The sequence below is a fragment of the Streptomyces sp. NPDC007157 genome, assembly GCF_040634235.1.
Lineage (GTDB): Bacteria > Actinomycetota > Actinomycetes > Streptomycetales > Streptomycetaceae > Streptomyces.
Window position 1 is genome coordinate 22546 of the sequence record NZ_JBEYFE010000032.1, and the last position, 26134, is coordinate 48679.

The following is a 26134-nucleotide window of genomic DNA, read 5'->3' on the forward strand; positions in this document are numbered from 1 at the left end:
CAATGACGCACGCCAACGCGCCTTCCCCCGGCCCCGCACTCGCGCGACCGGGGGGACCCCCGTCCCCACCGCGATCCACCCTGGTCGTCACCGCGCACGCCGGGGACTTCGTGTGGCGGGCGGGCGGAGCCATCGCCCTGGCCGCGTCCCGGGGCGAGAAGGTCACCATCGCGTGTCTGACCTTCGGCGAGCGCGGTGAGTCCGCCAAGGCGTGGCGCGAGGGCAGGAACCTGGAGGAGATCAAGGCGATACGCCGGGAGGAGGCGGAGAAGGCCGCCGCCGCTCTCGGCGCCGAGGTCCGCTTCTTCGACGCCGGCGACTACCCGCTGGTCGCCTCCGCCCAGCTGACCGACCAACTGGTCGCCGTCTACCGCGAGACCCAGCCCGACGTCGTGCTCACCCACCCCGTCGAGGACCCCTACAACGGCGACCACCCGGCCGCCAACCGGATGGCCCTGGAGGCGCGCATCCTGGCCCAGGCCATCGGGTACCCGGGCGAGGGCGACATCATCGGCGCCCCGCCGGTCTTCTACTTCGAGCCGCACCAGCCCGAGATGAGCGGCTTCCGGCCCGAGCTGCTCCTCGACATCACCGAGGTCTGGGACACCAAGCGCAAGGCGATGGAGTGCCTCGGTGCCCAGCAGCACCTCTGGGCCTACTACACCGACCTCGCCGTCCGCCGGGGCGTCCAGCTCAGGCGGAACGCAGGCCCCAATCTGGGCCTGGCGCACGACACCATGGCGGAGGCGTTCATGCGGCCGTTCCCGCAGATCGCGAAGGAGCTGGCATGAGCGGCGTGATCGTCACCGACCCGCCGAAGGCGCAGCTGAGGGACGTGGACGCCCTCGCCGGCTTCGGTGTCGCCACCGTCGGCGAGGCGATGGGCCGGACCGGCCTGCTGGGTCCGGGGATCCGGCCCGTCCAGCAGGGCGTGCGGGTCGCGGGCACGGCCGTCACCGTGCTCAGCTGGCCCGGCGACAACCTCATGATCCACGCGGCCGTGGAGCAGTGCGGCGAGGGCGACATCCTGGTCGTCACCACCACCTCGCCGTGCATGGACGGGCTGTTCGGCGAGCTGTTCGCGACCGCGCTGCGGCAGCGCGGGGTGCGCGGGGTCGTCCTGAACACCGGGATCCGCGACACCCAGGAGCTGCGGGACATGGGCTTCGCCGCCTGGTCCCGGGCGGTCTCCTCGCAGGGCACCGTCAAGGCCACCGGCGGCTCGGTCAACGTACCGATCGCGATCGACGGTCAGGTGATCAATCCGGGTGACGTGATCCTCGCCGACGACGACGGGGTCGTGGTCGTACCCCGGGAGCGGGTCCGCGAGACGGTCGAGAGGTCCGAGGCGCGCGAGGCCAAGGAGGCCGCGACCCGCGCCGCGTTCGTCGAGGGCCAGCTCGGCCTGGACCGCTACGGACTGCGGGACACGCTGAAGCGGCTCGGCGTCGAGTACAAGACGTACAAGGAGTACAAGGGCCACGAGGAGCGCGAGGAGCACGAGGAGTCCGCCCCGTGACCGGGCCCGCGGAGGTGCGCTGCATGCTGATGCGCGGCGGCACCTCCAAGGGCGCCTACTTCCTGGCCGAGGACCTGCCCGCGGACCCCGCCGCCCGTGACGACCTGCTCCTGCGGGTGATGGGCAGCCCCGACCCGCGCCAGATCGACGGCCTGGGCGGGGCGCACCCCCTCACCAGCAAGATCGCGGTGGTCGCGCCGTCCGCCGACCCCGAGGCGGACGTCGACTACCTCTTTCTCCAAGTCGCGGTCGACCGGCCGGAAGTGACCGATCGTCAGAACTGCGGCAACATCCTCGCCGGAGTCGGCCCGTTCGCCGTGGAGCGGGGGCTCGTGGCCCCCGGAGACGGTGCGACCTCCGTACGGATCCGCATGCTCAACACGGGGGAACTGGCCGTCGCCGGCTTCCCCACACCCGACGGGCGCGTCGACTACACCGGGGACGCCGAGATCTCCGGAGTGCCCGGCACGGCCGCCCCGGTGGTGATCGAGTTCCCGGCCGGCCGGAGCCCGCTGCTGCCCACCGGGAACGTCCGCGACACCGTCGCCGGTACGTCGGCGACCTGCGTCGACAACGGCATGCCGACCGTGCTCATCGCAGCGCGCGACCTCCGGGTCACCGGCTACGAGACGCCCAAGGACCTCGAGGAGGACCTGGCTCTGGCCGACCGCCTGCACGAGATCCGGCTGGCGGCGGGGAAGTTGATGGGCCTCGGGGACGTGGAGACCGCCACGGTGCCCAAGCTCAGCCTGCTCGCCCCGCCCCGCGACGGCGGGGCGGTCACCACCCGGACCTTCATCCCGGTCCGCTGCCACACCTCGATCGGCGTCCTCGGCGCCGCGAGCGTGGCCGCGGGCCTCAGGCTGCCCGGCAGTGTGGGGGAGGGGATCGCCCGGCTCCCGGAACACGGCGACCGGATCCGCGTCGAACACCCCACCGGATTCCTGGAGATCGACACCAGCGTCGACCCCGGGTCCGACGGCTCCCCGCCGGCCGCCCGCCGCACCGCGGTCGTCCGCACCGCCCGCAAGATCTTCGACGGCACGGTCTTCCCCCGCGCCGCCGCCATCCCCGCACAGCCCCAAGGAGGCAACGATGGCTCCGCCCCTCGGTGACATCGCCCATATCGGCCACGCCCAGCTGTTCACCCCGGACCTGGACGCCAGCGTCGCCTTCTTCACCGACTACCTCGGCCTGACCGTCAACGGCCAGGGCGGCGACACGGTCTATCTGCGCACCTTCGACGACTACGAGCACCACAGCCTGGTCCTCACCGCCCGCGACCGGCCCGGCCTCGGCCGGATCGCCCTGCGCACCTCCAGCGAGGAGGCCCTCAACCGCCGTGTCAGGGCGGTCGAGGAGGCCGGCGGCACCGGCCACTGGGTCGAGGACGAACCCGGCCTCGGCAAGCTCTACGTCACCACCGACCCGGACGGCCACGAGCACGCCCTCTACTGGGAGAGCGAGCACTACCAGGCCCCCGACGGGCTCAGGCCCGCGCTGAAGAACCAGCCGCAGGCCAAGCCCAACCGGGGCGTCGGCGTACGCCGTCTGGACCACATCAACTTCCTGGCCGCCGACGTGCTCGCCAACGCCGAGTTCCAGGAACAGGTGCTGGGTGCCCGGCCGACCGAGCAGATCCGGCTCGACACCGGGAAGATCGCGGCCCGCTGGCTGACCTTCACGAACAAGTCGTACGACGTCGTGTACACCTCGGACTGGACGGGCTCGACCGGGCGGCTGCACCACATCGCCTTCGCCACCGACACCCGCGAGGACGTGCTGCGGGCGGCCGATCTCGCCATCGACACCGGTGTGTTCATCGAGACCGGCCCGCACAAGCACGCCATCCAGCAGACGTTCTTCCTCTACGTCTACGAGCCGGGCGGCAACCGCATCGAGCTCTGCAACCCGCTCACCAGGCTGGTACTGGCGCCCGACTGGCCGCTGATCACCTGGACCGAGGCGGAACGGGCCAAGGGCCAGGCCTGGGGCCTGAAGACGATCGAGTCCTTCCACACCCATGGGACACCGCCGGTCGGCTGACCCGTTTCGGCCATCAGGGGGGTGGGCGACGCGCCGCTGTGCGTCGCCCACCCCCCTTTGCCACCTGGGCGTTTACCCCGTCCACCGGGTGGCCGGGCCGGTGTCTGGATTGTTGCTGAGATTGTTGACAAAAACGTTGACACTCTTGGGTCCCGATCCTTAGCGTCTACGCACCACGGGTCAGCCGCACGAGCCGCGTCGACCCCCTCACCGCTTCCCCTCCAGGGAACGCCTCCTGGACGAGAGGAAAACAAAGATGTCCTCCTCCCCCGCCCTGTCCGCTCGCGGCAGCAGACTGGCCCTGCTGGTCGTCGGTCTGTGCTGGCTGGCCGTCCTCTTCGACGGCCTCGACATGTTCATCTACGGCTCGGTGCTGCCCCACCTGCTGGAGACCAAGACCTTCGGCCTCACCGCGGACCAGGCCGGCGACCTCGGCTCCTACGCCACCTTCGGCATGCTGGTGGGCGCCCTGACCGCGGGCACCGTCGCGGACCGGATCGGCCGCAAGCAGCTGATGATCGGCTGCGTCACGCTGTTCTCGCTCGCCTCCGGCATCTGTGCGGTCTCGGGCGGCGTCGCCGTCTTCGGCCTCGGCCGCACCCTGGCCGGCGTCGGCCTCGGCGGGCTGCTGCCGACCGCGATCAGCATGGTCTCGGACTACGCCAGAGGCGGCCGGGTGGCGATCACCATCGGCATGCTGATGACCGCCCACCACGCCGGCGGCATCCTCTCCGCCTACGTCGCCAAGTGGCTGGTCGAGCCGGTCGGCTGGCGCGCCGCCTTCTGGGTGTGCGTGCTCCCGCTGGTCTTCGTGCCCGTGCTGCTGAAGTTCCTGCCGGAGTCGCTGAGCTTCCTGGTCGCCAAGGGCCGTGGCGAGGAGGCCCGCGCGCTGGCCGACCGCTACGAGGTCGAACTGCCCGCCGCCACCGGCAAGAAGACCGCCGCCGACCGCTGGGACGCGCTGCTCGACCTGTTCCGCGGCGGTGAGTGGATCCAGACCCTGCTGTACTGGCTGGCCTCCTTCGGCGGTCTGCTGCTGGTCTACGGCGTCGCCACCTGGCTGCCCACCCTGATGCGCGGCGAGGGCTACGAGCTCGGCAGCGCCCTGACCTTCGTCGTCGTCTTCAACCTCGGCGGCATCGTGGGCATGCTGGCCGCCGGCCGCGCCGCCGACCGGTTCGGCGCCCCACGCATCTCCGCCGTCTGGTTCGCCCTGACCGCCGTCGGCGTCTACCTGCTCAGCATCCACATGGCCACCGGCGTGACCATGGTGGTCGTCTTCCTCACCGGCGTCTTCCTCAACAGCGCCCAGACGATGATCTACGCGACCGTCTCCATCCGCTCCACCCCGGACAACCGGGCCACCGCCGTCGGCTGGACCTCGGGCATGGGCCGCTTCGGTGCCGTCTTCGGCCCCTGGCTCGGCGGCCAGCTGCTCGCGGCGGGCAACGGCGACTGGGGCTTCACCGCCTTCGCGCTGGCGGGTGTCTCCTCGATGGTGTTCATCGGCATCGCCGCCCTGCGCTCGGCCAAGCAGCCGCGACGCAGCCACGACCAGGAGGAACTGCTCGCCGCACACTGACCGGTGTCCTCGGCCGGTCCGGCGCCGCGCTCCTGCCACGGGCGCGGCGCCACTTCTCACTCCTCCAGGTCGCCGGGTTCGGCCTCGAGCCCGGTGCACGCCAGCTTCCCCCCGACGTCGGCACACGCCTCCACCCCCCGGGGCGTCGGCACCGCGAGCATCGGGCTGGTGTAGCCGACGGAGTCCTCGGCGGGATAGCTCGCGGAGAGCACGTCCTGCCCGGTCCGGACCGAGACCTCCCGGGCGTGCGGGGCGTGCATCCGCACCTCGGACCAGGCCGTGCCGCAGGCGGGGGAGTAGCGCAGCCGGACGTCGTACGCGGTGCCGGTGACCCTGCTCTTGGTCTGCGCGTCCCGGGCGCACGCCGAGGCGTCCGGCAACTCGCCCTGACAGGACCGCCCGTGGCAGCGCGGTGCCCCCGACACCGGTTGCGCGCCCTGGGCGGCGCGCCGGTCGGACACGCTCACGGCCGCCGCCGTCACCCCGGCCACGGCGAGCAGTGCGAGCGCGGTCAGCGGCAGCCGCCACCACCGCCGCGCTCGCGGCGTCGCCGGCGCGGGCGCCGCGGCCGGCTGCTCCTCGGCGGCCTTGTACAGCGCCAGTACGGCCGCGGGGTCGACGCCCGCGAGCCGGGCCAGGGCCTCCACGGCCGGACGCGGCGGCCGTTTGGCGCCGGTGAGATAGCGGTGCCAGGCGGACTTGCTGTACGGGGTGCGGGCGGCCAGCGCCGCCAGGCTCAGTCCCGTGCGCTCCTTCAGTTCGCGCAGGCTCGCCGCCGGCGACTCGTCGGCTTGGGTGGTGGTCGCTCCTTCGGAGTGCCGCATGTCGCGTGCCTCGACTTCATTACGCTATGGGCGTTTCGCCCCTGTTGTCGGGATGGCTTCCCATGGATACCGGGGCCGCAATCGGCGAACAGGTGTGAAGACGGTGAATCAGGGGGTGCATGCCGAAGGCCTGTTCGGGAACGGGGTTCCCGAACAGGCCTCGGCGGTCAGGGAGTACGGCGGGGCGGACCCGTCAGCACCACGGAACGGCGTGGCCGACCCGGACGTAGCGGCCGGAGACGTACCCCTTGCGGTGCGGGAGCCGGTACCAGGTGTGGTTGCCGCGCACCGAGCCGCCGTACGTCTTGCAGGCCACCGGGACCAGCCGGTTGCTGTGACGGTGGCCGACCACGCGGTAGCGGGTGCTCGGGCCGGAGCGGACGTTGAGCCGGACGTGGCGCGTGGTCACCCGGCCGACGGTGCGGTAGCTGTGGTGGCGCTGGACCGCGGGGGCGGGCAGCGTGGTGTAGTCGTAGTACTGGACGATTCCCTGCGGTGCGGGGATCGTGGCGGCGCTCGCGGTGGCGGCCCCCGCCGTGGGCAGGAACGCGAACACCGCGACCGTGGCCAGCAGGCCGCTCTTCAGGATCCGACGGGACATGGAAACCTCCGTGCTGTCGTGCTCGTGACCACGAAGCGCGATCACGATTCGGAGGATTGCCATGGCCGAGGGCCGTCATGTCGTCCCCGCGTGCCCGGGGACGCCTGGGACGTCCCCGGGGACGGGACTCAGCCCATCTGGTCGTCGGCGGAGAGGTGCTCGACCGTCTTTCCCGTCTCCGTGAAGGTCCGGGTGACATACCCCGACGAATACACCCACAGGATCCGCAGCGGGGTGTCGCCGACGTTGCGGAACAGGTGGGGGACGGGGGACGGGACGTACGTGGTGTCGAACCGCTCCAGCCGGGTCACCTCACCGTCCACCCACACCTCCGCCTCGCCTTCCAGGACGGTCACGTGCTCGTCGCAGTTGTGCGAGTGCGACGGCGCCCCGGAACCCACCGGATAGACACTCATCCCGCTCGTGATCAGGTTCTCCCCGCCCGCCGACGGAGTGGTGATCAGCGGTGTCGTCACGACCGAGCCGCCCCGGTCGAGCAGGGGCACGGACGCGGCCTTGATGATCGTGGTCATCCGGGAATTCCTCTCCACTGCGATGCGATACGCCGACCGACGTTAGGCCGCGTCCGCGCGAACGGGCGTCCCCTGGCGTGCAGTTTTACCTTGCGTTCCGGGAGGGGTGAGCCGCCCGGATCCGGCTGTAGCGTCACCTGGCATCCCACGGCCGCCGGAGAGAGAAAGCAGGTACCGGCCCCCATGAGGCTCCCCGTACTCAGCGAAGAAGACATGGACCCGCGGCAGCGGGAGCTGGCCGCCCGGATCGCGGGCCGCCGCGGCGCCGTCCGCGGCCCGTTCCGGGTCTGGCTGCACAGCCCCGAGATGTGCGAACGCGCCGAATCGCTCGGCGCGTTCGCCCGGTTCGACTGCAGCCTGCCCGAACGCCTGCGTGAACTGACCCTGCTGATGGCCGCGCGCAACTGGGACGCCCAGTACTCCTGGAACGCCCATGTCCACAAGGCGATCGAGGCCGGCATCCCGGAGGCCGCCGTCAAGGCCGTCGCCGAGAACCGCCCGGCGGTCTTCGACGACGAGGCCGACCAGGCCTTCTACCAGTTCTGCCGGGAGGTCCTGGAGGAGCACTTCGTCACGGACGAGACCTTCGCCCGCGCGCTGGCGCACTTCGGCCCCAAGCGACTGGTCGACACCATCGGCGCGCTCGGCAACTTCACCATGCTCGGCATGTGCCTCAACACCTTCCAGGTGGACCTCCAGGCCGATCGGGAGCCGCCGTTCCCCGACGTCCGCGGCTACCGCCGGATCACCCCCGGCGGTGCCTGATCCAGGGCCTGACCCACGGCCTGACCATGAGAAAAGCGGCCGATCTTTTAAGTGAAGAGATGTTGACAGGATTGCCGACATTCGATTTGTGTGGGGGACCGGCGCGGGCGAGCCGCACGCGCGTTCGGAGGGAAAAATGGATCGCTTGCTCCTCATGCACAGCTTCGTCACCGTCGCCCAGGTCGGCAGTTTCAGCGGAGCCGCCAAGAAACTCGGCTCCTCCGGCTCCCTGGTCTCCCGGCACGTGGCGGAGCTGGAGCGGCAGATCGGTGTCCGCCTGGTCAACCGCACCGCCCGCTCCGTGAGCCTGACCGAGCCGGGGCAGCGGTACGCCGAGTTCGCCGCGCGCATCCTCGACGAGATCGAGGCCGAGGACGCCGGCATCGCCCAGCTCCACGACCGGCCCGAGGGCACCCTCAGTGTCATCTGTCCCAAGTGGATAGGCAGCCTCGACCTCGGGGACGCCATCGCCGCGTTCTCGGCCGCTCACCCGAAGATCCAGGTGCGATTCGAACTCGGCGGGATGTCCGACCGCACCTACGACTTCCTGGACAGCGGATTCGACGTCGCCTTCCACACCCGGGACCTGAGGGACTCCAGCGTCCGGCTGAAGAAGATCGCCTCGCTGCCGTTCGTACTGTGCGCCTCCGAGGAGTACGTCGAGCGGTGCGGCACGCTCGCCCACCCGAACGACCTCGCCGCCCACGACTGCCTGGTCCATCTCAACGACCCGGTCTGGCGGATCGGCCACGGGCACGCCAGCACCCTGCACAAGATCCGCAACATCGCGTTCTCGTCCAACTCCTACCTCGCCCTGCAGAAGGCGGCGGTGCACGGCCGCGGCATCGCCCTGCTGCCCCAGCGCCCGGCCTACGACGACCTGGTCTCCGGCGCCCTCCGGGTGCTGCTGCCCGACCTCGCCGTACCCGACCGCCCGCTGTACGCGATCTACGGTCCCGGACAGGACACCCCGCGCAAGATCAGCGTGTTCCTGGACTTCCTCGCCGAGTGGTTCTCGCGGAACCCGATTCCCACGATCCGGGCGTAGCCGGGGCCGCAAGAAACGCTTGCGTATTCCGTAGAGCTCAGGCCATTGAGGCCCTCGCCGGCCGATATCTACGCTCGCGAGGCGACCTGGAAACGAGGAATCCATGGGAATCCAGAGAATCGAATCGGTCACCTACGGTATCGACGACCTCGACACCTGCGCGCGGTTCTTCGACGACTTCGGGCTGTTCCCGGTGGAACGGACCGACGAACACGCCGTGTTCGAGACGCGCACCGGACAGACCCTGCGTCTCGACACCCTCCCCGGACCGCTGCTGCCGGTCCCGGTCGAGGACGGGCCCACGCTGCGCGAGGTCGTCTGGGGCGTCGACACGCCCGCCGAACTGGAGCGGCTGGTCGCGGTGGCGGGCCGGGACCGCCAGATCCGGGAGAGCGCCGACGGCGTCCACCACACCGTCGACGAGACCGGCTTCGGCGTCGGCCTGACCCTGGCCCGCCCCAGGCCGGCCTCCGTCACGCCCCGCGCCGCCAACACCCTCGGCACCGTCGGCCGGTGGAACACCGCCCTGGAGCCGATCACCCGGGTCCGCCCGCTGCGCATGTGCCATGTCGCCCTGAACATCCCGAAGCAGGGCCGAGAGCGGGCCGTCGGCTTCTACGTCGACCGGCTCGGCTTCCACCCGACCGACGTGGTCGAACCCATGGGCGTGTTCATGCAGGCGCCCGGCGACGACGACCAGCACACCATGCTGCTGTGCCACCGGCCCGACAAGGCGGGGATCAACCACATCGCCTACGAGGTGCCCGGCTTCGACGACGTGATCGAAGGCGGCAACCACATGATCGAGCACGGCTGGCGGGAGGCCCGCAGACTCGGCCGGCACACCATCGGCTCCAACGTCTTCCGCTTCCTGCACGCCCCGTGCGGCGGCCGCGTCGAGTACGCCGCCGACATGGACCGGGCCGACGGGAACTACGGCACCCGGGTCCACGAGACGACCCCGCCGCACCACATCTGGGCCCTGCGCACCAACCGCGACCAGGAAGCCCCCACCACGTCCTGACCCTGAGAGGGCACCCCTTCATGACCACCGAGCACGGCTATCCCGCCGTCCGCATGTACATAGCGGGCGAGTGGTGCCAGGGCGGCACCGGACGGACCGCCCCCGTCGTCAACCCCGCCACCGAGGAGCCGATCGGCGAGGTCCCCCTCGCGACCAGCGCCGACCTCGACCGGGCACTCGAAGCCGCCGCCGAGGGCTTCAGGGTATGGCGCGCGACCTCCGTGGCCAGGCGCTCCGCGATCCTCGGCCGGGCCGCCGACCTCATCGCCGAACGCGCCGCCGAGATCGGCCGGGTGATGACCCTGGAGCAGGGCAAGCCCCTCGCCGAGTCCACCGGCGAGGCCAGGCGCACCGCCGACACCCTGCGCTGGCACACCGAGGACGCCCGCCGCGCGTACGGCCGTATCATCCCGTCCGCGCCCGGCACGGTCCTCACCGTCCGCCGCGAACCGATCGGCCCCGTCGCCGCCTTCGTCCCCTGGAACTTCCCGGTCGGCGGTCCCAACCGCAAGATCTCCTCGGCGCTCTCGGCGGGCTGTTCACTCATCATCAAGGCCTCCGAGGAGACCCCGGCGACGGCCGCCGCGCTGGTGGAGTGCTACGCGGACGCGGGCCTGCCCGCCGGGGTGCTGGGCCTCGTCTTCGGGGAGCCGGCCGAGGTCTCCGCGCACCTCATCGCCTCCCCGGTCACCCGGATGATCGCCTTCACCGGTTCGGTGCCCGTAGGCAAACTCCTGGCAGCCGAGACCGGCCGGGTCATGAAGCCGTCCCTGATGGAACTCGGCGGCCACGCCCCGGTGATCGTCTGCGCCGACGCCGACCCCGGTCAGGCCGCCCGGCGCGCCGCCCAGGCCAAGTTCTTCAACGCGGGCCAGGTGTGCACCTCGCCCAGCCGCTTCCTCGTCCACGAGTCCCTGGTCGAGGACTTCACCGCCGAGTTCGTGAAGGCCGCCGAGTCGGTCGTCGTCGGCGACGGCCTGGCCCAGGGCACCACCATGGGCCCGCTCGCCAACGAGCGCCGGCTGCGGTCGATCGAGCGGCTGACCGCGGACGCGGTGCGCAAGGGGGCGACGGTGCTCACCGGCGGCGAACGCCCGGACCGCCCCGGGTACTTCTTCGCGCCGACCGTGCTCACCGACGTACCGCCGGACGCGGAGCTGATGTCCGAGGAGCCGTTCGGGCCCGTCGCGCCGATCGTGCCCTTCGACGACCTGGACGACGCCCTGGGCGTCGCCAACTCCCTGCCGTACGGCCTGGCCGCCTACGGTTTCACCAGGTCGGCCGCGACCGCCGAGAAGCTGTCGGACGGATTCGAGGCCGGCATCCTCTCCCTCAACCACTGCGGCGGCTCGGTGCACGAGGCACCCTCCGGCGGGGTCAAGGACAGCGGGTACGGCCGGGAGGGCGGGCCGGAGGCGCTGGACGCCTACCTGGTCACCAAGCGCGTCTCCCACCTGCTGACGCCATGAGGTACGCACGGGTGTCCGTCGACGGCCGGGCGGTGTGGGGCCGGGTGGGGGAGACGGACGTCGAACTCCTCTCCGGCTCGCCGCTCGCGGCCGACCCCGCTGTCCTCGGCACCGTTCCGGTCGCCGAGGCCGGCTGGCTGCCGCCCGTCGTACCCGGCGTGTTCTACGCCGTCGGCCACAACTACCCACGGCACATCGAGCACGCCGGCGCCTCGACGCCCGACCGTCCCGAGGTCGGCTACCGGGCCAACAACGCCCTGACCGGCCACCGTTCGCCGATCGTCAAGCCGGCCGGGGTGACCGGGCGGTTCGAGGCCGAGCCGGAACTGGTCGCCGTCATCGGCCGTACGGTCCGGTACGCGACCCACGACGACGCCCGGAAGTCGGTCTTCGGCTGGAGCATCGGCAACGACGTCAGCGCCCGCACCTGGCAGCACCAGGACCGCACCTTCTGGCGCAGCAAGAACAGCGACACGTTCAAGCCCATGGGCCCCTGGATCGAGACCGACGTCGACGCCCTCGCCCAGACCACCACGCTGCGCGTCAACGGCGAGGTCCGTGCCGCGTTCCCGACCGGCGACATGCTCTTCGACCCCTTCGACCACATCGTCGAGATCACCAAGCACATCACCCTGTACCCCGGGGACGTGCTGTGGATGGGCGCCGAATCCACCTGCCAGATCGAGCCCGGCGACACCGTGGACGTCGAGATCAGCGGCATCGGCGTGCTGTCCAACCCCGTACACCTGGAAGGGAACCACTCATGAGCGCGGAACCCCGCTACATCCACCACGTCAACTTCCCCACCACCGACCCCGACCGGACCGCCGCCTGGTACACCAAGGTCTTCGGGATGAAGCGCATCATGCCCAAGTCCAACACACGGGTCGTCCTCATGACCCGGGGCACCTTCGACCTGCACTTCACCCCTGTTGAAGAGATGGAGCGCATGGCGCCCTACCACTTCGCCGTCGAGGTCGACGACTGGGACGACTTCCTCGCCCACCTCAGGGAGCTGGGCATCCGGCACACCCGGCCGATCGAACGCCCCGAGAACCAGTCCAAGTTCTGCTACATCCACGACCCCGACCACACCATGATCGAGTTGGTCCACCACGGCCGCCGTCCCAACTAGACGCGCAAGTACGGGAGTTCACCCCATGCCCTTCGCCGACTCCGACGGCACCGCCATCTACTACGAGCGCCACGGCAGCGGCCCGGCGATCCTGTTCGTGCACGGCAGCGGCGGTCACCACGCCGCCTGGTGGCAGCAAGTCGCCGCGCTGCGCGAGGAGTTCACGGTCGTCACCGTGGACCTGCGCGGCTTCGGCAAATCCGATTCCGCCATGCGGGAGTTCGACGGCCAGGACTTCCCCGCAGACGTGGTCGCCGTCCTCGACCAGGAGGACCTCACCGGCGCCATGCTGGTCGGCCAGTCCATCGGGTCCGTCGCCGCGCTGCGCGCCGGCCTGCTGCGCCCCGAGCGGGTCTCCGCGGTCGTCCTCGGCCACTCCCTCGGCGGTATCAGTCACCCCGAGCTGAAGGAACTGGCCGCCGCCGACCGGGCCGAGGCCGTGCAGCTGCCGGTGATCGACCGGCTGCTCACCAGGACGTTCCAGCGTGAGCGGGCCGATCTCACCTTCCTGTTCCAGCAGATGGGCACGTTCAACGTCGCCAGGATGCAGGACCTGCGCAACCTCGACACCGACGGCCCCTCCCTGGAGGAGATCCAGGGCTCCGGCGTCAGGGTCGCCTTCCTCGCGGGCGAGAAGGACGCCGTCCTGAGCGCCAGGACCGTCACCCGCGCCCACGAACTGCTGCCCGGCTCCCACCTGGAGATGGTCCCGGGCGCCCCGCACTCCATGTACTGGGAGACACCCCAGCCGTACAACGCGGCCGTCGCCCGGCTCCGCCGTACCCTCACCGCATCGAAGGAAGCAGCATGAGCAGCCTCACCCTGGCCGCCGCCGAGGAGATCATCGACGCCGCCCACCGGCGCGCCCGGGATATCGGCAAGGCGGTGAGCGTCGCCGTCGTGGACTCCGGCGGCTTCCCGGTCGCCATCCGCCGCCCCGACGGGGCCCGGCCGCTCACTCCCGACATCGCCCGCGCCAAGGCCTACACCGCCGCCGTCATGCAGCGCCCCGGCCCCATGCTGAAGAAGTGGCAGGAGAGCCAGCCCGTCTTCTTCTCCCAGCTCTCCCAGCTCCCCGGCGCCGCTCTCCCGATCATGGCCGCCGAGGGCAGCGTCACCATCAAGAAGGACGGCGAGATCATCGGCGGCCTCGGCATCGCCGGCGGCACCGCGGACGAGGACCAGCGGATCGCCGAGGAGGTCCTGAAGGACCTCGGCTACGAGCTGGAGTTCGCCGCGTGGGGCGTCACCGGCGGAAAGGACTGACACCATGGCGGACACGTTCAACTACCGCATCGACCACCACGGCAGCCTGGTCCGGCCGGCCGGTCTGTCGACCGACGACCCGGAGGCCGTGGCCGCGGCGGTCCGGGAGGCGGTCGCCCACCAGCGCAGGCTGCGCTCCACCGTCGTCACCGACGGCGACTTCCCCCGCGAGGACTTCCGCAGCGCGGTCCTCGACGGTGTGTCGGGCCTCCGCCGCACCGACGAGGCGGGCCCGGACGGCCTGGTGCGCTGGGTCGCCGAGTCGCTGCCCAAGGCCGACGGCCCGCTGGTCGCCGACTCGGCCGCCCGGCTCGCCGAGCTGACGGTGATCGCCCCGAAGGCCTCGCTGCCCTCCCCGGCGTATCTCGCGGCCACCACCTACCGGCCGGGGCTCGGCGTCTCCTCGGCGCGTGACCTGGGCGAGGCCTTCGCGGAGATCGTCCGGGCGGAGATCGCGCTGCTGGTGGCGCGGGGCGTCCGCCTGATCCAGCTCGACAACCCGCTCCTCCTCGACCAGTTGAGCACCGACCCGGGAGACCCCGGCGCGCTCTCCTTCGAGGACGCGCTCGCCGTCGACGCGCTCGCGGTACGCCTGGACGAGCGCCCCGAGGGCGTACGGATCGGCATGGCACCCGGCTGGACCGCCCCCGCCGAGGTGGTCCGGGCCCGCGCCGAGCGGCTGTTCGCCGAAATCGACGCCGACCGCTGGATCCTCCCCTTCGACCAGGGCACGCCGGCCGAGCTCGACCTCGTCAAGGCGCTACCGGACGACCGCGACTTCTGCCTGGGCGTGGTCGACGCGACCGTACCGGAGCTGGAGGACGTCGACACCGTGATGTCCCGTATCGACGCGGTCGGCGAGGTCAAGGACCTGGAGGACGGGGCGGTTTCGCCGTCGCGCGGCTTCGCGAACGTGGCGTCGAGGCCACTGCTGACCGCAGAGGACCAGCGCCGCAAACTGGTCCTGGTCGAGACCATCGCCCGGTACTGCTGGGGCAACGAGTTCTGAGCGCTCCGCTCCGCTGGAAGTGCCACGATCTGCCGTCTGCGGCTCCGTCGTGGCCGGTCGCGCAGTTCCCCGCGCCCCTTCGGGGCGCTGTCGACGAGAGCGTCCCTGAAAGGGGCGCGGGGAACTGCGCGAGCAGCCACAGACCACCCGCGCCTTCTCCACCCGCATCAGCCCGGCAGACGCTGAATCACCTCGGCAAAAGTCACCGTGCGCTCGGTGAGCAACGGCCACACCACCCCCACGACGATCTCCTTGAAGTGCTCGGCCGCCTTGTGCGCCTCGAACCCCTCCCGGTCGGCATACCGTTCGTACAGCAGAAACCCACCCGGCTCGTCCTCCACGGCGTGCACCTCGTACATCAGGTTCGCGGGCTCCGTGCGGGTGGCCTCCCGCGCCTTCAGCAGCGCGGCGCGTACCGCCGCCTCGTCGGCGGGTGCGCAGCGGTAGCGGGCGACGACTGCGTATGCCATGCGGTTCCTCCCAGGGTCCTGTCAGGTCTGCCGATTCCAGCATGGATCATGCGTCCGCCGACCCGCGCACGGCGCAACCAATGCCTGCCCCCGCGGGGCTGGTGGACCCCCTCCCACATGGTGTGTCGTCGCATCCGGCCCGCACCGGCGGAGCCGTGGACGACGAAGGAAGTGATCTCCATGCGCACCCTGGAAACCCTCTCCGGCGGGGAGTGGACGAGGACCGGCGAATGGATCGACGTCCACGACCCCGCCGACGTACGCACCCCGCTCGCCCGGGTCCCGGCCCTGTCCGCCAAGGACGTCACCCGTGCCTACGACCACGCCGAGCGCGGCTTCGCGGGCTGGAAGCGCACCAGCCCCTTCGAACGCGCCCGGGTCTTCACCGAGGCCGCCCGGCTGATCCGGGAGCGGTCCGGGCAGATCGCCGCCGACGTCACCGCCGAGAACGGCAAGACCCTGGCCGAGGCGACCGGCGAGACCCTCAAGGCCGCCGACTTCCTGGAGTACTACGCCGGTCTGGCCCGCCAGGGCTACGGCACCCTCCTGCACGACGTACGCCCGAACCACCGCACGCACACCCAGCGCGAGCCCATCGGCGTGATCCTGGTGATCAGCCCCTGGAACGACCCGCTGATCACCCCGGCCCGCAAGCTCGCCCCGCTGCTCGCCGCCGGCAACGCGGCCGTGTTCAAGCCGGCCACCGAGACGCCGTTGTCGGGCCTGCACTTCGCCCGCGCCCTGCACGACGCCGGCCTGCCCGCCGGAGTCCTCAACGTCGTCACGGGCCGGACCGCCGAGATCGAGGAGGCGCTCCTCGACGACCCCCGGATCGCCGGCATCACCTTCACCGGTTCCAACGCCGTCGGCAACCGCATCCGGCGTCGCCTGGCCGACCGCAACGTCCGATTCCAGGGCGAACTCGGCGGCAAGAACGCCTCGGTGGTGCTGCGTGACGCCGGTCTGCCGGCCGCCGCGAAGGCCGTCGTGGCCGCCTCCTTCGGCCAGGCAGGGCAGCGCTGCACCGCCACCAGCCGGGTGATCGTCGAGAGGCCGGTGTCCGACGAGTTCGTCGCGTTGCTGGTCGCGGAGGTGGCGGCGCTGACGGTCGGCCCGGGCAGCGATCCGGCGACCACCCTGTGCCCGCTGTCGAGCCCGAAGCAGCGCGACCGTGTCCTCGCCGACCTGAGCCGTGCGGTCGAGCAGGGTGCGACCGTCCTCACCGGCGGCGGGCCGGACACCGAACGGCCGCACGGCTGCTACGTACAGCCCACCGTCCTGGCCGGCATCACCCCGGACATGGCCGTCTGGCGCGAGGAGGTCTTCGGGCCGGTCCTCGCCGTGCGCGCGGTCGACGACTTCGACGCGGCCGTCGCGGCGGTCAACGACTCCGTCTTCGGCCTCGCCGCCGCCGTGTTCACCCGCGACCTCGCCTCGGCGTACCGCTTCGCCGACGAGGCCGAGTGCGGGCAGGTCGCCGTCAACACGACGACCACCGGGTGGGACGTCCACCTGCCGTTCGGCGGGTTCCACGACTCCGGCACGGGCTACAAGGAGCAGGGGGAGGAAGTCCTGAGGTTCTCCACCCGCGTCAAGACGGTGGCCGTCCACTTCGGGGCGTGAGCACCGTAGGAGAGACGTGACCACCGTACGAGAGAGAGGAGGACGCCGATGGCTGACGAGACGATCGGCGTGGTCGGCGCCGGCATCGTGGGTCTCGCCACAGCCCGCGAGATCGCCCTGAGCCGCCCCGGCACCCGGGTCGTGGTGTTCGAGAAGGAGCAGGAGGTCTCCCGGCACCAGACCGGCCACAACTCCGGTGTGGTGCACGCGGGCATCTACTACACACCGGGCAGCCTCAAGGCCGACCTGTGTGTGCGGGGCGTGGCGTTGCTGCGCGCGTACTGCCAGGACCGGCAACTGCCGTACCAGGAGATCGGCAAGCTGGTGGTGGCCGTCCGCGAGGACGAGCTGGGCCGGATGGAGAACCTGTACCAGCGGGCCAGGAACAACCACGTGCCGGAACTGCGGAAGGTCTCCCGCGAGGAGATCAAGGAACTGGAGCCGCACGTCGGCGGTATCGCGGCCCTGCACTCACCGCGCACCGCGATCACCGACTACCCGGCCGTCGCCCGGGCCTTCGCCGAGGACATCACCGACTCCGGCGGCGAGGTACGACTGGGCTTCCCGGTCACCTCGATCACCACCGTGCCCGGCGGCATCGAGGTCGCCTCGGGGCAGGACCGCGTGCGCGTGGACCGGCTGATCCTCTGCGCCGGCCTCCAGTCCGACTCCGTCGCCCGGCTCGCGCAGGACAGCCAGGAGCCCCGGATCGTCCCGTTCCGCGGCGAGTACATGCTGCTGAGACCGGACCGGACGGATCTGGTGCGCGGGCTCGTCTACCCGGTGCCCGACCCCCGTTACCCCTTCCTCGGCGTGCACTTCACCCCGCGTGTCGACGGTTCCGTGGAGGTCGGCCCCAACGCCGTCCTCGCCCTCGCCAGGGAGGGCTACCGGCGCAGCAGGGTCTCGCCCCGGGACCTGGTCGGGCTCGCCGCCTACCCGGGGGCCTGGAAGATGGCCGCCCGGCACTGGCGTACCGGCGTCAAGGAGTACCGCGGCTCCTTCTTCGCCGCCGCCTTCATGAAGGACGCCAGGCTCTACGTCCCCGGTGTCGGCGCCCGGGACGTGGTGCGCGGCGGGGCGGGCGTGCGCGCCCAGGCCCTGGACCGCGACGGCACGCTCGTCGACGACTTCCGCATCCATCGGGTCGGCCGGATCACGGCCGTACGCAACGCCCCCTCGCCGGCCGCCACCGCCTCCATGGCGATCGCCGAACACATCACCGCGGCCGTCTTCGGCGACTCCTGAACGAGCTGTTCGCGGCGCCCGAACATGCGCCGCGAACAGCGCACTTCCGCGCAACAACAGCTTGCGCTCCGGGATCTCCGCAAGAGCTCACCGGCCGCCTAGCGTTCCTTCCACAGCACCCCGAACCCCCCTCCTAGAGAAAGAGTTCGCGCCATGTTCGTCGTCGACACACAGATCCACATCTGGAAGGAAGAGACCCCGGACCGCCCCTGGGTGCCCGGCGCCCGCGAGCGGATCCGGCTCAACGGCCACCGCGAGGAACCCTTCTCCTACGAGGAGGCCCTGGAGCTGATGGACGAGGCCGGTGTGAACCGGGCGCTGATCCTGCCGCCGTCCTGGGAGGGCGACCGCATCGACTACGCCCTGGAGGCCTGCGAGGCGCACCCGGACCGGTTCGGCATCATGGCCCGGATCCCGCAGAACAAGCCCGAAGAGGGCAGGGCGATGCTCAGGGACTTCGCCCAGAACCCGCATGTGAAGGGCACCCGACTGACCTTCCACCGGCCGCAGGACCGGAACTGGATGATCGACGGCACCAACGACTGGTACTGGCCGGTCGCCGAGGAACTGCGCATCCCGACCATGGTGCACGCCCCGATCTGGAAGCGGGAGCTGGGCCAGATCGCCGCCAAGCACCCCGAGCTGAAGATCATCATCGACCACATGGGCATCATGGCCCGCTGTGTCGACGACGCGATCGGCTACTGGGTCCAGGAGACCGCCGACCTGCACGTCCACCCGAACATCTACGTCAAGGTGTCGGCGCTGCCGGGCTACTCCACCCAGCCCTTCCCGAACGACAACATTCAGAAGTACGTGCGCGAGATGGTCGACAGGATGGGCCCGCAACGCTGCTTCTACGGCACCGACATCACCCGGCTGCTCGGTCACGGCATCACCTACACCGACACGATCGAGCAGTTCACCAAGCACTGGGACTTCACGCCCGAGGAACTTGAGTGGATCCTGGGCCGCGGTATCTCCGAGGTCCTGAACTGGCCGATCGAGGGCTGAGGGACACCGGCGATGACCAACACTCAAGGAACCGACGGCGGTGACGCCCTCGTCGCCGCCTTCAACGCCGTCGGCGCCGACTACCTCTTCTGCTCCTCGGGGTCCGAGTGGGCCCCGGTGTGGGAGGCGCTGGCCCGCCGTCACCGCGACGGAGAACCCGCGCCGGAGTACCTCGACCTCACGCACGAGACGGTGGCGGCCGGCATGGCCACCGGCTACGGACTGGTCAGGCGCCGCCCGCAGGGCGTGCTGCTGCACGCGGCACCGGGTCTGCTCCAGGGCTCGATGGCCGTGCACGGGGCGCTGTTGGCCGGCGTGCCGATGGTCGTCGCCTCCTCGGAGTCGACGACGTACGGCGACGCTCCCGGGCACGACCCGGGCGGCCAGTGGTACCGCAACCTCTCGGTTGTGGGCGGCCCGCACGGCATCGCCCAGCCGTTCACCAAGTGGTCGACCGAGGCGGCGAGTGTGTACACGCTGCCGGCCATGATCACCCGGGCGGCGGAGCTGGCCCGGCGGGCACCGGCCGGACCGGCGTACCTGAACATCCCGCTGGAGATCCTCCTCGAGGAGTGGGACGGCCGCGAGCCCAAGCCCGTCGTCGCGCCGGGCTCCACCCACAGCTCGCCCGAAGAGGTCGACTCCGTCGCCCGGCTGATCCGCGAGGCGGCCAACCCGGTGATCGTCACGGAGACGGCGGGGCGCGAGACGGGCGGCTTCGAGGCCCTGGTCGCCTTCGCGGAGGCCTGGGACATCCCGGTCGTCGAGCCGGACTCGGCGGTGTGCGGCAACTTCCCGCGCACCCACCCGCTGCACGCCGGCAGCGACATCGGGCCGTGGCTGGACGAGGCCGACCTCATCCTCCTGGTCAACTGCCGGTCCCCCTTCTACCCGCCCTCCAGGCGCCCCGGCAGGGCGAAGGTCGTCGTCATCGACGAGGTCCCGCAGCGCCCGCACCTCGTCCACCAAGTGCTGTTCGCCGACACCTACCTGGAGGGCGGCGTCACCAACACGCTGGGCCAGCTGACCAGGCGGGCGAAGGATCTCGACGAGCGCGCGGTCGAGGTCCGCCGGGCGGCGCAGGCGGAACGGCGCGCCGCCGAGCGGTCGGCGATCGCGGCGGCGGAGACCAGGGCCGAAGAGGCCACCGGCATCGATCCGGTGCTGGTCGCCGCCACCCTGCGCAGGCTGCTGCACGGGCAGGACGCGATCGTCGTGGACGAGACGATCACGCACAGCCGGGTGGTCAGGCGCCATCTCCAAGTCGCCGACCCCGACTCCTACTTCTACGTCCAGGGCGGACTCGGTCAGGGCATCGCCGTCGCCCTCGGCGTCAAACTCGCCGCGAGGCAACGGCCGGTGGTCCTCACCGTCGGCGACGGCGCCTTCACCTACAACCCGGTGATCCCGTCGTACGACGCCTCGAACGCGTACCAACTGCCGTTGTTGATCGTGGTGTTCAACAACCGCGTGTACAAGTCGATGAACCTCAACCACCGCCGCTTCTACCCCGACGGCGCGGCCGCCGACACCGGCGAGTGGCTGGGCACCGACCTGCACCGGCTGCCCCGGCTCGCCGCGTTCGCCGAGCCGTTCGGCATGCACACCGAGACCGTGGACACGACGGAGGCACTCGCGCCCGCGCTGGAGCGCGCGCTGAAGGCTGTGGCCGAGGGGACGACCGCCGTGGTCGACGTCCTCGTCACCCGATGAGCGCACCGCTGTAGGCCCCGTTGTCACCCGATGAGCGCACCGCTGTAGGCCTCGTTCGAAATCCGCCGGCCGTCCGTGGCCGTCCGTGGCCGGTCGCGCCCGCGCGGCGGTAGCCGCGGATCGACGCAGTCCCGCGCCCCTGACGGCGCGCCGTAGCCCAGGAGGCTTTCACCGCCATGTCCGACACACCCCCCGAGATCCTGGTGCCCGCCGAGGACCTGCGCACCTTCTCCGCCGCCCTGCTGGAGAAAGCCGGGCTGAGTGCCGAGCACGCCCGCACCACCGCCGACGTGTTCGTCTGGGCCGCGCAGCGCGGCGTGGACTCGCACGGCACCGCACGCGTCCCCGCCTACCTGGACCTGCTCGCCAAGGGCGTCGCCAATGCCGACCCGCGGCTCACCGTCGAGTCCACGGCACCGGCCGCCGCCGTCCTCGACGCCGACCGTGCGCCCGGCCCGGTGGCCCTGACGGCCGCCGCCGACGAGGCGGTACGGCGGGCCCGCGAGACCGGCATCGCCTCGGTGGGCGTCCGCCGCACGGTGCACACCGGCGCCATCGGCTACTACGTCTCCCGGATCGCCGGCCAGGGCCTGGTCGGGCTCGGGTTCGTGGCCGGCATGCCCAACATGGGCTACACCGGCGTCAGGGGCGCGGCCGTCGCCACCAGCCCCCTCGCCATCGCCGTACCGGCCCGCGAACACGCCCCCCTGCTGCTGGACATGGCCACCGCCACCATCGCCCTCGGCAGGATCCGCCAGGCGAAGGCGAGCGGCACCCCGCTGCCCGAGGGCGCGGCCGCGACGGCGGACGGCACTCCGACGACCGACCCGGAAGAGGCGGTCATGCCGCTGCCGCTGGGCGGCGCGAAGGGCTCCGGCATGTCCCTGGCCTTCGAACTCCTGACCAGCGTGCTGGTCGGGGCGCCGATCTTCGCCTCCTTCCACGCGGGCGACCGCAAGCACCGGCAGAACGCCCTGCTCATCGCCCTGGACCCGGCCGCCTTCGGCGACCCGGAGGCTTTCGTGGCGGCGGTCGACGACACCCTGGCCACGCTGAAGGACCTGCCGGTCGCGGACGGCGCGGACGGGGTGTTCTACCCGGGGGAGCGCAGTGCGGCGGTGGCCGGGGAGCGGGGCAGGAAGGGGATTCCGGTGACGCCGAAGGTGTGGCGGGAGCTGACGGAACAGGCGGAGCGGCTGGGTGTGGCAGTACCGGTGTGAGCCGGGGGCGGGGCCCGCAGGCGTCCTGGGAGACGATCACGCGGGCCCGGTCCGTGCATGCCGCGCAGTACGGTGCGTGAACGCACACCGCAACTTACTTGAGTTACGCAACGATATGGTAAACTGGTCGGTATGTCCACAGAACCCCTGCCGGCCGTCCCCGCCGCCACCCCGGAGGTCGTCGAGATCGAGCGTGCGCTGACGCGCATCACGTACCTGAGCACCCGGGCCCGGCAGCACGAGCGGCTGATGGCCCTCGCCGGCGTCCCGCTGGACCGCGCCGCGGTGGCTCTGCTGCGCCAGGTCGCCGACTCCGAGCCGCTGCGCCCGGGGGAACTCGCCCAACGGCTCGGTGTCGAGGCGTCCCATGTGACACGCACGGTGCAGCAGCTCCAGAGATCCGGCCATGTCACCCGGGTCCCCGATCCCGACGACCGCCGCGCCCAGCGGATCGAGCTCACCGACGCCGGACGGGAGGCCGTCCACCGGGTCCGGGACGCGGGGGCGCGCGGGATGCAGCTGGCCCTGGGCGAGTGGAAGCCGGAGGAGCTGCGGCAGCTGGCCACGCTGTTCCACCGTATGGTCGACGACTTCCTGGCCTACGCGGTCGAGGACGAGCCGGGTCCGCAGCCCGGCGAGTCGGTGTCCTCGGGCCGCGCCGTGTGAGTGCACGGCGTGCACGCACGCCCCGGCGGGGAGCGGGCCGGTACCGCCCGGTAATATGCGGCGCCAGGTCTTCAGAGGAGGCGGCGTGGCCCGGTCCGAACGTTCACCCCTGCTGCTGGCGGGGCTGCTGGCCACCGCCGGAGCGGCGCACTTCGCGGCGCCGAAGTCGTTCGACGCCACGATCCCGAAAGCACTGCCGGGCTCACCCCGGGCCTGGACGTACGGCAGCGGGGCCGTGGAACTCGCGCTGGCGGCCGGGATCGCCCTGCCGCGCACCCGCAAGGCGGCGGCCCGGGCGGCCGCCGCCTTCTTCGTCGCCGTCTTCCCGGCCAACGTGCAGATGGCCGTCGACTGGCAGCAGCGGCCCGAGCCGCTCAGGACCGCGGCCCTCGTCCGCCTGCCGCTCCAGATCCCTCTGGTGCTGTGGGCACGCGGTGTCGCACACAACGTCGCGCACAACGAGGAGGGCCGATAAATGGCGGGAACCGTCGAGGTCGGAAGCAAGGTCGAGGACTTCGCGCTGCCGGACGAGACCGGCACTACGCGGACGCTCACGGAACTGCTGGCCGACGGGCCGGTCGTGCTCTTCTTCTACCCGGCCGCGCTGTCGCCCGGCTGCACCACCGAGGCCTGTCACTTCCGGGACCTGGCGGCCGAGTTCGCCGCCGCCGGCGCCCGGCCGGTCGGGATCAGCGGGGACAGCGTCGAGCGCCAGCAGGAGTTCTCCGGTAAGCACACGCTCGGCATGCCGCTGCTCTCCGACAGCGACGGCACGATCCGCGAGCGGTTCGGCGTCAAGCGCGGATTCGCGCTCGCCCCCACCAAGCGGGCCACCTTCGTCATCGCCCAGGACCGCACCGTCCTGGAGGTCGTCCGCAGCGAACTGCGCATGAACACGCACGCCGACCGGGCGCTCGCCGCACTGCGCGGTCAGCAGGGCTGAGACAGCCCGTCCCCGCGCTTGATGCGGTGGGACACAGGTCCCATCCTGGGGCGTATGGAGCGTGTCGCGGCCGCGGCGATCATTGACGCCCTGGGCAGGGTGACGGGGTGGAGCGAAGGCGCGCGGGTACTCACCGGCCGGCCGGCGGAGCAGGTCGTGGGCCGGCCCGCCGCCGACCTGCTCGCCGAGGCGGTCCCGGCGGCGGTGCTCGCCGCCCGCTCCGGGACCGTCGCCCTGCGTCACGCCGACGGGCACCGGACGGAGATCGCCCTGACCGCCTGCCCGGTCCTCGGCTCCGACGGTCAGACCACCGGATACGTCCTCACCGCCGACCCGCCCCGGCAGGCCGAGCCCACCCTGGCCGAACAGGCCTTCCAGCAGGCCTCCATGTCCATGTCGGTCTTCGACGTCCGCCAGCGCTACCTCCGCGCCAACGACGAGGCCTGCCGTGTGATGGGCGTCCCCGAGGAGGCCCTGCGCGGCCGCTTCTTTCTGGACACCATCGAAGACGTCCCGCACAGCCAGGGCTTCCTGAGCCACCTGCGTCAGGTCGTCGAGACCGGCCGGCCCACCCGCTACGAGAGTTTCACCGCCGCCCCGGCCCTGGACCGGGACCACGCCTGGAGCATCGAGATGTGGCCCCTGCACGACCAGGTCGGCGAGCTGACATCCGTCGCCATCGCCGCCTTCGACAGCACCGAGCAGTACCTGGCCCGGCTGCGGCTCGCCCTGCTCAACGAGGCGGCCACCTCCATCGGCACCACCCTGGACGTGGTGCGTACCGCCGAGGAGGTCGTCGAACTCATCGTCCCGCGCTACGCCGACTTCGCCAGCGTCGACCTGCTCGACTGGGTCCTCTCCGCCGAGGAACTGCCCACCATCCCGGAGGGGGACATCGAACTGCGGCGCGTCGCCCACGGCTCGGCGAACGAGGGCACCCCCGAGGCGGCCGTACGGCTGGGCGGGACGGAGGTGCATCTGGCGTCGTCACCGCCGGCCCGGGCGCTGCGGGAGGGGCGCGCGGTGGTCAGCCAGGCCGGCGAGCCGGAGTTCCGCCGCTGGGTCGCGGAGCGCAACGCCCGAGCGCCCCAGGGCCGCAGGTACCGTCAGGGCGTCCACTCCATGGTCGCGGTACCCCTGCGGGCCCGGGGCGTCCTGCTCGGCGTGGTCGTCGGCGTGCGCATGCGCCACCCCGACGACTACGCCGTCGACGACACCGTGTTCGCCGAGGAACTCGGCAGCCGTGCCGCCGTCTGCATCGACAACGCCCGCCGCTTCGCCCGCGAGCGCTCCACCGCCCTCGCGCTCCAGCACAGCCTGCTGCCCAGCGGCCTGCCCGGTCAGGCCGCCGTCGAGGTGGCGCACCGCTATCTGCCCTGCGGATCACTGGCCGGCATCGGCGGCGACTGGTTCGACGTGATCCCGCTCTCCGGCAGCCGGGTCGGCCTGGTCGTCGGCGACGTCGTCGGCCACGGCATCCGCTCCTCCGCCACCATGGGCCGACTGCGCACGGCCGTCCGCACCCTCGCGGACGTCGACCTGCCCCCCGACGAGCTCCTCACCCACCTCGACGACCTGGTGACCCACCTGGCCGCGGACGGCAGCGGCGAGGAGGTCGCCGAACTGGGCGCCACCTGCCTGTACGCCGTCTACGACCCGGTCTCGCGCCGCCTCACCCTCGCCACCGCGGGCCATCCGGCGCCCGCGTTGGTGCTGCCCGGCGGCGAGGCCGAGCTGGTCCCGATGACCGCGGGACCGCCGCTCGGGGTCGGTGGTCTGCCCTTCGAGGCGGTGGAGCTCGACCTGCCCGAGGGCGCTGTCGTCGCCCTCTACACGGACGGCCTGGTCGAGGACCGGGACCGGGACGTGGACCGCGCCATCGAGGAGATGTGCCGGGCGCTGAGCGCGCCCGCCGACTCACTGGAGGCCCTCAGCGACAACGTGATCAAGGCCGTCCTGCCGGAACAGCCCTCCGACGACGTCGCCCTGCTGCTGGTCCGCACCCGTGCCCTCGGCGCCGACCGGGTCGCCACCTGGGACGTCCCGCCCGACCCCGCCGAGGTCGCGCACTTCCGGCAGGCGGCCACCGAACGCCTGGCCGCCTGGGGCCTGGACGAGGCCGCCTTCGTCACCGAACTCGTCGTCAGCGAACTCGTCACCAACGCCATCCGCTACGGCGAACCGCCCATCCAGCTACGCCTGATCCGCGACCGCGCGCTCATCTGCGAGGTGTCCGACGGCAGTTCGACCTCACCGCACCTGCGTCGCGCGCACGCCTACGACGAGGGCGGCCGCGGCCTGCTCCTCGTCGCCCAGCTCACCCAGCGCTGGGGCAGCCGCCAGACCTGCACCGGCAAGACCATCTGGGCCGAACAGCCGCTGCCCGAAGGGTCGTTGCCGGTCATCGACGCCTGAC

General features: G+C 71.7%; 27 protein-coding genes. 23 read left to right on the plus strand and 4 right to left on the minus strand.

The window, feature by feature from the left end; genetic code table 11:
- The first annotated feature begins 2 nt into the window (after positions 1-2).
- From ABZ642_RS39425 to ABZ642_RS39445, 5 genes are all read left to right on the plus strand, one after another.
- Positions 3-791, plus strand: a complete 789-nt coding sequence (locus tag ABZ642_RS39425) for a PIG-L deacetylase family protein (RefSeq protein ID WP_360494109.1) — start codon at positions 3-5, stop codon at positions 789-791.
- Positions 788-1519, plus strand: a complete 732-nt coding sequence (locus ABZ642_RS39430) for a 4-carboxy-4-hydroxy-2-oxoadipate aldolase/oxaloacetate decarboxylase (RefSeq protein WP_360494112.1) — start codon at positions 788-790, stop codon at positions 1517-1519. The genes ABZ642_RS39425 and ABZ642_RS39430 overlap by 4 nt, the downstream gene beginning before the upstream one ends.
- Positions 1516-2634 (plus strand): 4-oxalomesaconate tautomerase, encoded by a 1119-nt coding sequence (locus tag ABZ642_RS39435; RefSeq protein WP_360494115.1) that lies wholly within the window; start codon positions 1516-1518, stop codon positions 2632-2634. The genes ABZ642_RS39430 and ABZ642_RS39435 overlap by 4 nt, the downstream gene beginning before the upstream one ends.
- Positions 2615-3565, plus strand: coding sequence for a catechol 2,3-dioxygenase (locus ABZ642_RS39440; protein ID WP_360494118.1), 951 nt, complete (start codon positions 2615-2617; stop codon positions 3563-3565). The genes ABZ642_RS39435 and ABZ642_RS39440 overlap by 20 nt, the downstream gene beginning before the upstream one ends.
- 256 nt (positions 3566-3821) lie before the next feature.
- Positions 3822-5147: an aromatic acid/H+ symport family MFS transporter gene (locus ABZ642_RS39445; protein ID WP_360494121.1), complete on the plus strand. Its 1326-nt coding sequence runs from the start codon at positions 3822-3824 to the stop codon at positions 5145-5147.
- A 56-nt stretch (positions 5148-5203) separates the two neighbouring features.
- Here the strand turns inward: ABZ642_RS39445 and ABZ642_RS39450 are convergent, their stop codons facing one another.
- From ABZ642_RS39450 to ABZ642_RS39460, 3 genes are all read right to left on the minus strand, one after another.
- On the minus strand, positions 5204-5971 hold the full coding sequence (locus ABZ642_RS39450) for an XRE family transcriptional regulator (protein ID WP_360494124.1): 768 nt from the start codon (positions 5969-5971) through the stop codon (positions 5204-5206).
- A gap of 193 nt (positions 5972-6164) precedes the next feature.
- On the minus strand, positions 6165-6572 hold the full coding sequence (locus ABZ642_RS39455; protein WP_360494127.1) for an SH3 domain-containing protein: 408 nt from the start codon (positions 6570-6572) through the stop codon (positions 6165-6167).
- A gap of 128 nt (positions 6573-6700) precedes the next feature.
- Positions 6701-7105 (minus strand): cupin domain-containing protein, encoded by a 405-nt coding sequence (locus ABZ642_RS39460; RefSeq protein ID WP_360494130.1) that lies wholly within the window; start codon positions 7103-7105, stop codon positions 6701-6703.
- Between the two features lie 213 nt (positions 7106-7318).
- Between ABZ642_RS39460 and ABZ642_RS39465 the strand changes: the two genes are divergently transcribed.
- The 9 genes from ABZ642_RS39465 to ABZ642_RS39505 all read left to right on the plus strand — a co-directional run bounded on the left by ABZ642_RS39465 (position 7319) and on the right by ABZ642_RS39505 (position 14821).
- Positions 7319-7870: a carboxymuconolactone decarboxylase family protein gene (locus ABZ642_RS39465; RefSeq protein ID WP_360494333.1), complete on the plus strand. Its 552-nt coding sequence runs from the start codon at positions 7319-7321 to the stop codon at positions 7868-7870.
- A 136-nt stretch (positions 7871-8006) separates the two neighbouring features.
- Complete coding sequence (locus tag ABZ642_RS39470) at positions 8007-8918, plus strand: LysR family transcriptional regulator (protein ID WP_360494133.1); 912 nt, start codon at positions 8007-8009, stop codon at positions 8916-8918.
- Between the two features lie 103 nt (positions 8919-9021).
- Positions 9022-9942, plus strand: a complete 921-nt coding sequence (locus tag ABZ642_RS39475) for a VOC family protein (protein WP_360494136.1) — start codon at positions 9022-9024, stop codon at positions 9940-9942.
- Between the two features lie 20 nt (positions 9943-9962).
- Positions 9963-11411 carry an NAD-dependent succinate-semialdehyde dehydrogenase gene (locus ABZ642_RS39480; RefSeq protein WP_360494139.1) on the plus strand — a complete coding sequence of 483 codons (1449 nt, stop codon included), beginning with the start codon at positions 9963-9965 and terminating at the stop codon, positions 11409-11411.
- Positions 11408-12178: a fumarylacetoacetate hydrolase family protein gene (locus ABZ642_RS39485; protein WP_360494142.1), complete on the plus strand. Its 771-nt coding sequence runs from the start codon at positions 11408-11410 to the stop codon at positions 12176-12178. Before ABZ642_RS39480 ends, ABZ642_RS39485 begins: the two co-directional genes overlap by 4 nt.
- Positions 12175-12546, plus strand: coding sequence for a VOC family protein (locus tag ABZ642_RS39490; RefSeq protein WP_360494145.1), 372 nt, complete (start codon positions 12175-12177; stop codon positions 12544-12546). The genes ABZ642_RS39485 and ABZ642_RS39490 overlap by 4 nt, the downstream gene beginning before the upstream one ends.
- A 25-nt stretch (positions 12547-12571) precedes the next feature.
- Positions 12572-13357, plus strand: coding sequence for an alpha/beta hydrolase (locus tag ABZ642_RS39495; protein WP_360494148.1), 786 nt, complete (start codon positions 12572-12574; stop codon positions 13355-13357).
- Entirely contained in the window at positions 13354-13812 is a 459-nt protein-coding gene (locus tag ABZ642_RS39500; protein ID WP_360494151.1) for a heme-binding protein, read from the plus strand. Before ABZ642_RS39495 ends, ABZ642_RS39500 begins: the two co-directional genes overlap by 4 nt.
- Positions 13813-13816: 4 nt before the next feature.
- A complete protein-coding gene (locus ABZ642_RS39505; protein WP_360494154.1) occupies positions 13817-14821 on the plus strand; it encodes a methionine synthase II (cobalamin-independent)-like protein in 1005 nt (334 codons plus the stop codon).
- A 167-nt stretch (positions 14822-14988) separates the two neighbouring features.
- Here the strand turns inward: ABZ642_RS39505 and ABZ642_RS39510 are convergent, their stop codons facing one another.
- Positions 14989-15291: a putative quinol monooxygenase gene (locus ABZ642_RS39510; protein WP_360494157.1), complete on the minus strand. Its 303-nt coding sequence runs from the start codon at positions 15289-15291 to the stop codon at positions 14989-14991.
- A gap of 180 nt (positions 15292-15471) precedes the next feature.
- On the opposite strand from ABZ642_RS39510, the gene ABZ642_RS39515 reads away from it, so the two are divergent.
- From ABZ642_RS39515 to ABZ642_RS39555, 9 genes are all read left to right on the plus strand, one after another.
- Positions 15472-16914 carry an aldehyde dehydrogenase family protein gene (locus tag ABZ642_RS39515; protein WP_360494160.1) on the plus strand — a complete coding sequence of 481 codons (1443 nt, stop codon included), beginning with the start codon at positions 15472-15474 and terminating at the stop codon, positions 16912-16914.
- A gap of 48 nt (positions 16915-16962) precedes the next feature.
- The gene (gene lhgO, locus ABZ642_RS39520) at positions 16963-18162 is read left to right on the plus strand and encodes an L-2-hydroxyglutarate oxidase (RefSeq protein ID WP_360494163.1); all 1200 of its coding nucleotides are present in this window, start codon (positions 16963-16965) and stop codon (positions 18160-18162) included.
- A 153-nt stretch (positions 18163-18315) separates the two neighbouring features.
- The gene (locus ABZ642_RS39525; RefSeq protein ID WP_360494166.1) at positions 18316-19176 is read left to right on the plus strand and encodes an amidohydrolase family protein; all 861 of its coding nucleotides are present in this window, start codon (positions 18316-18318) and stop codon (positions 19174-19176) included.
- 12 nt (positions 19177-19188) lie between these two features.
- Positions 19189-20889, plus strand: coding sequence for a thiamine pyrophosphate-dependent enzyme (locus ABZ642_RS39530; RefSeq protein ID WP_360494169.1), 1701 nt, complete (start codon positions 19189-19191; stop codon positions 20887-20889).
- Between the two features lie 176 nt (positions 20890-21065).
- Positions 21066-22109, plus strand: coding sequence for an Ldh family oxidoreductase (locus ABZ642_RS39535; protein ID WP_360494171.1), 1044 nt, complete (start codon positions 21066-21068; stop codon positions 22107-22109).
- A 132-nt stretch (positions 22110-22241) separates the two neighbouring features.
- Positions 22242-22775 carry a MarR family transcriptional regulator gene (locus ABZ642_RS39540; protein WP_360494174.1) on the plus strand — a complete coding sequence of 178 codons (534 nt, stop codon included), beginning with the start codon at positions 22242-22244 and terminating at the stop codon, positions 22773-22775.
- Positions 22776-22860: 85 nt separating this feature from the next.
- Positions 22861-23250, plus strand: a complete 390-nt coding sequence (locus ABZ642_RS39545; RefSeq protein WP_360494177.1) for a hypothetical protein — start codon at positions 22861-22863, stop codon at positions 23248-23250.
- Positions 23251-23718, plus strand: a complete 468-nt coding sequence (locus ABZ642_RS39550) for a peroxiredoxin (RefSeq protein WP_360494180.1) — start codon at positions 23251-23253, stop codon at positions 23716-23718.
- Positions 23719-23772: 54 nt separating this feature from the next.
- Positions 23773-26133 (plus strand): SpoIIE family protein phosphatase, encoded by a 2361-nt coding sequence (locus ABZ642_RS39555; protein ID WP_360494183.1) that lies wholly within the window; start codon positions 23773-23775, stop codon positions 26131-26133.
- The last annotated feature ends 1 nt before the right edge of the window (position 26134 follow it).

Coding starts and splice junctions, on each gene's coding strand:
- ABZ642_RS39425 (WP_360494109.1), top strand. CDS start 3: ATGACGCACGCCAACGCGCCTTCCCCCGGCCCCGCACTCGCGCGACCG.
- ABZ642_RS39430 (WP_360494112.1), top strand. CDS start 788: ATGAGCGGCGTGATCGTCACCGACCCGCCGAAGGCGCAGCTGAGGGAC.
- ABZ642_RS39440 (WP_360494118.1), top strand. CDS start 2,615: ATGGCTCCGCCCCTCGGTGACATCGCCCATATCGGCCACGCCCAGCTG.
- ABZ642_RS39445 (WP_360494121.1), top strand. CDS start 3,822: ATGTCCTCCTCCCCCGCCCTGTCCGCTCGCGGCAGCAGACTGGCCCTG.
- ABZ642_RS39450 (WP_360494124.1), bottom strand. CDS start 5,971: ATGCGGCACTCCGAAGGAGCGACCACCACCCAAGCCGACGAGTCGCCG.
- ABZ642_RS39455 (WP_360494127.1), bottom strand. CDS start 6,572: ATGTCCCGTCGGATCCTGAAGAGCGGCCTGCTGGCCACGGTCGCGGTG.
- ABZ642_RS39460 (WP_360494130.1), bottom strand. CDS start 7,105: ATGACCACGATCATCAAGGCCGCGTCCGTGCCCCTGCTCGACCGGGGC.
- ABZ642_RS39465 (WP_360494333.1), top strand. CDS start 7,319: ATGGACCCGCGGCAGCGGGAGCTGGCCGCCCGGATCGCGGGCCGCCGC.
- ABZ642_RS39470 (WP_360494133.1), top strand. CDS start 8,007: ATGGATCGCTTGCTCCTCATGCACAGCTTCGTCACCGTCGCCCAGGTC.
- ABZ642_RS39475 (WP_360494136.1), top strand. CDS start 9,022: ATGGGAATCCAGAGAATCGAATCGGTCACCTACGGTATCGACGACCTC.
- ABZ642_RS39480 (WP_360494139.1), top strand. CDS start 9,963: ATGACCACCGAGCACGGCTATCCCGCCGTCCGCATGTACATAGCGGGC.
- ABZ642_RS39485 (WP_360494142.1), top strand. CDS start 11,408: ATGAGGTACGCACGGGTGTCCGTCGACGGCCGGGCGGTGTGGGGCCGG.
- ABZ642_RS39490 (WP_360494145.1), top strand. CDS start 12,175: ATGAGCGCGGAACCCCGCTACATCCACCACGTCAACTTCCCCACCACC.
- ABZ642_RS39495 (WP_360494148.1), top strand. CDS start 12,572: ATGCCCTTCGCCGACTCCGACGGCACCGCCATCTACTACGAGCGCCAC.
- ABZ642_RS39500 (WP_360494151.1), top strand. CDS start 13,354: ATGAGCAGCCTCACCCTGGCCGCCGCCGAGGAGATCATCGACGCCGCC.
- ABZ642_RS39505 (WP_360494154.1), top strand. CDS start 13,817: ATGGCGGACACGTTCAACTACCGCATCGACCACCACGGCAGCCTGGTC.
- ABZ642_RS39510 (WP_360494157.1), bottom strand. CDS start 15,291: ATGGCATACGCAGTCGTCGCCCGCTACCGCTGCGCACCCGCCGACGAG.
- ABZ642_RS39515 (WP_360494160.1), top strand. CDS start 15,472: ATGCGCACCCTGGAAACCCTCTCCGGCGGGGAGTGGACGAGGACCGGC.
- lhgO (WP_360494163.1), top strand. CDS start 16,963: ATGGCTGACGAGACGATCGGCGTGGTCGGCGCCGGCATCGTGGGTCTC.
- ABZ642_RS39525 (WP_360494166.1), top strand. CDS start 18,316: ATGTTCGTCGTCGACACACAGATCCACATCTGGAAGGAAGAGACCCCG.
- ABZ642_RS39530 (WP_360494169.1), top strand. CDS start 19,189: ATGACCAACACTCAAGGAACCGACGGCGGTGACGCCCTCGTCGCCGCC.
- ABZ642_RS39535 (WP_360494171.1), top strand. CDS start 21,066: ATGTCCGACACACCCCCCGAGATCCTGGTGCCCGCCGAGGACCTGCGC.
- ABZ642_RS39540 (WP_360494174.1), top strand. CDS start 22,242: ATGTCCACAGAACCCCTGCCGGCCGTCCCCGCCGCCACCCCGGAGGTC.
- ABZ642_RS39550 (WP_360494180.1), top strand. CDS start 23,251: ATGGCGGGAACCGTCGAGGTCGGAAGCAAGGTCGAGGACTTCGCGCTG.
- ABZ642_RS39555 (WP_360494183.1), top strand. CDS start 23,773: ATGGAGCGTGTCGCGGCCGCGGCGATCATTGACGCCCTGGGCAGGGTG.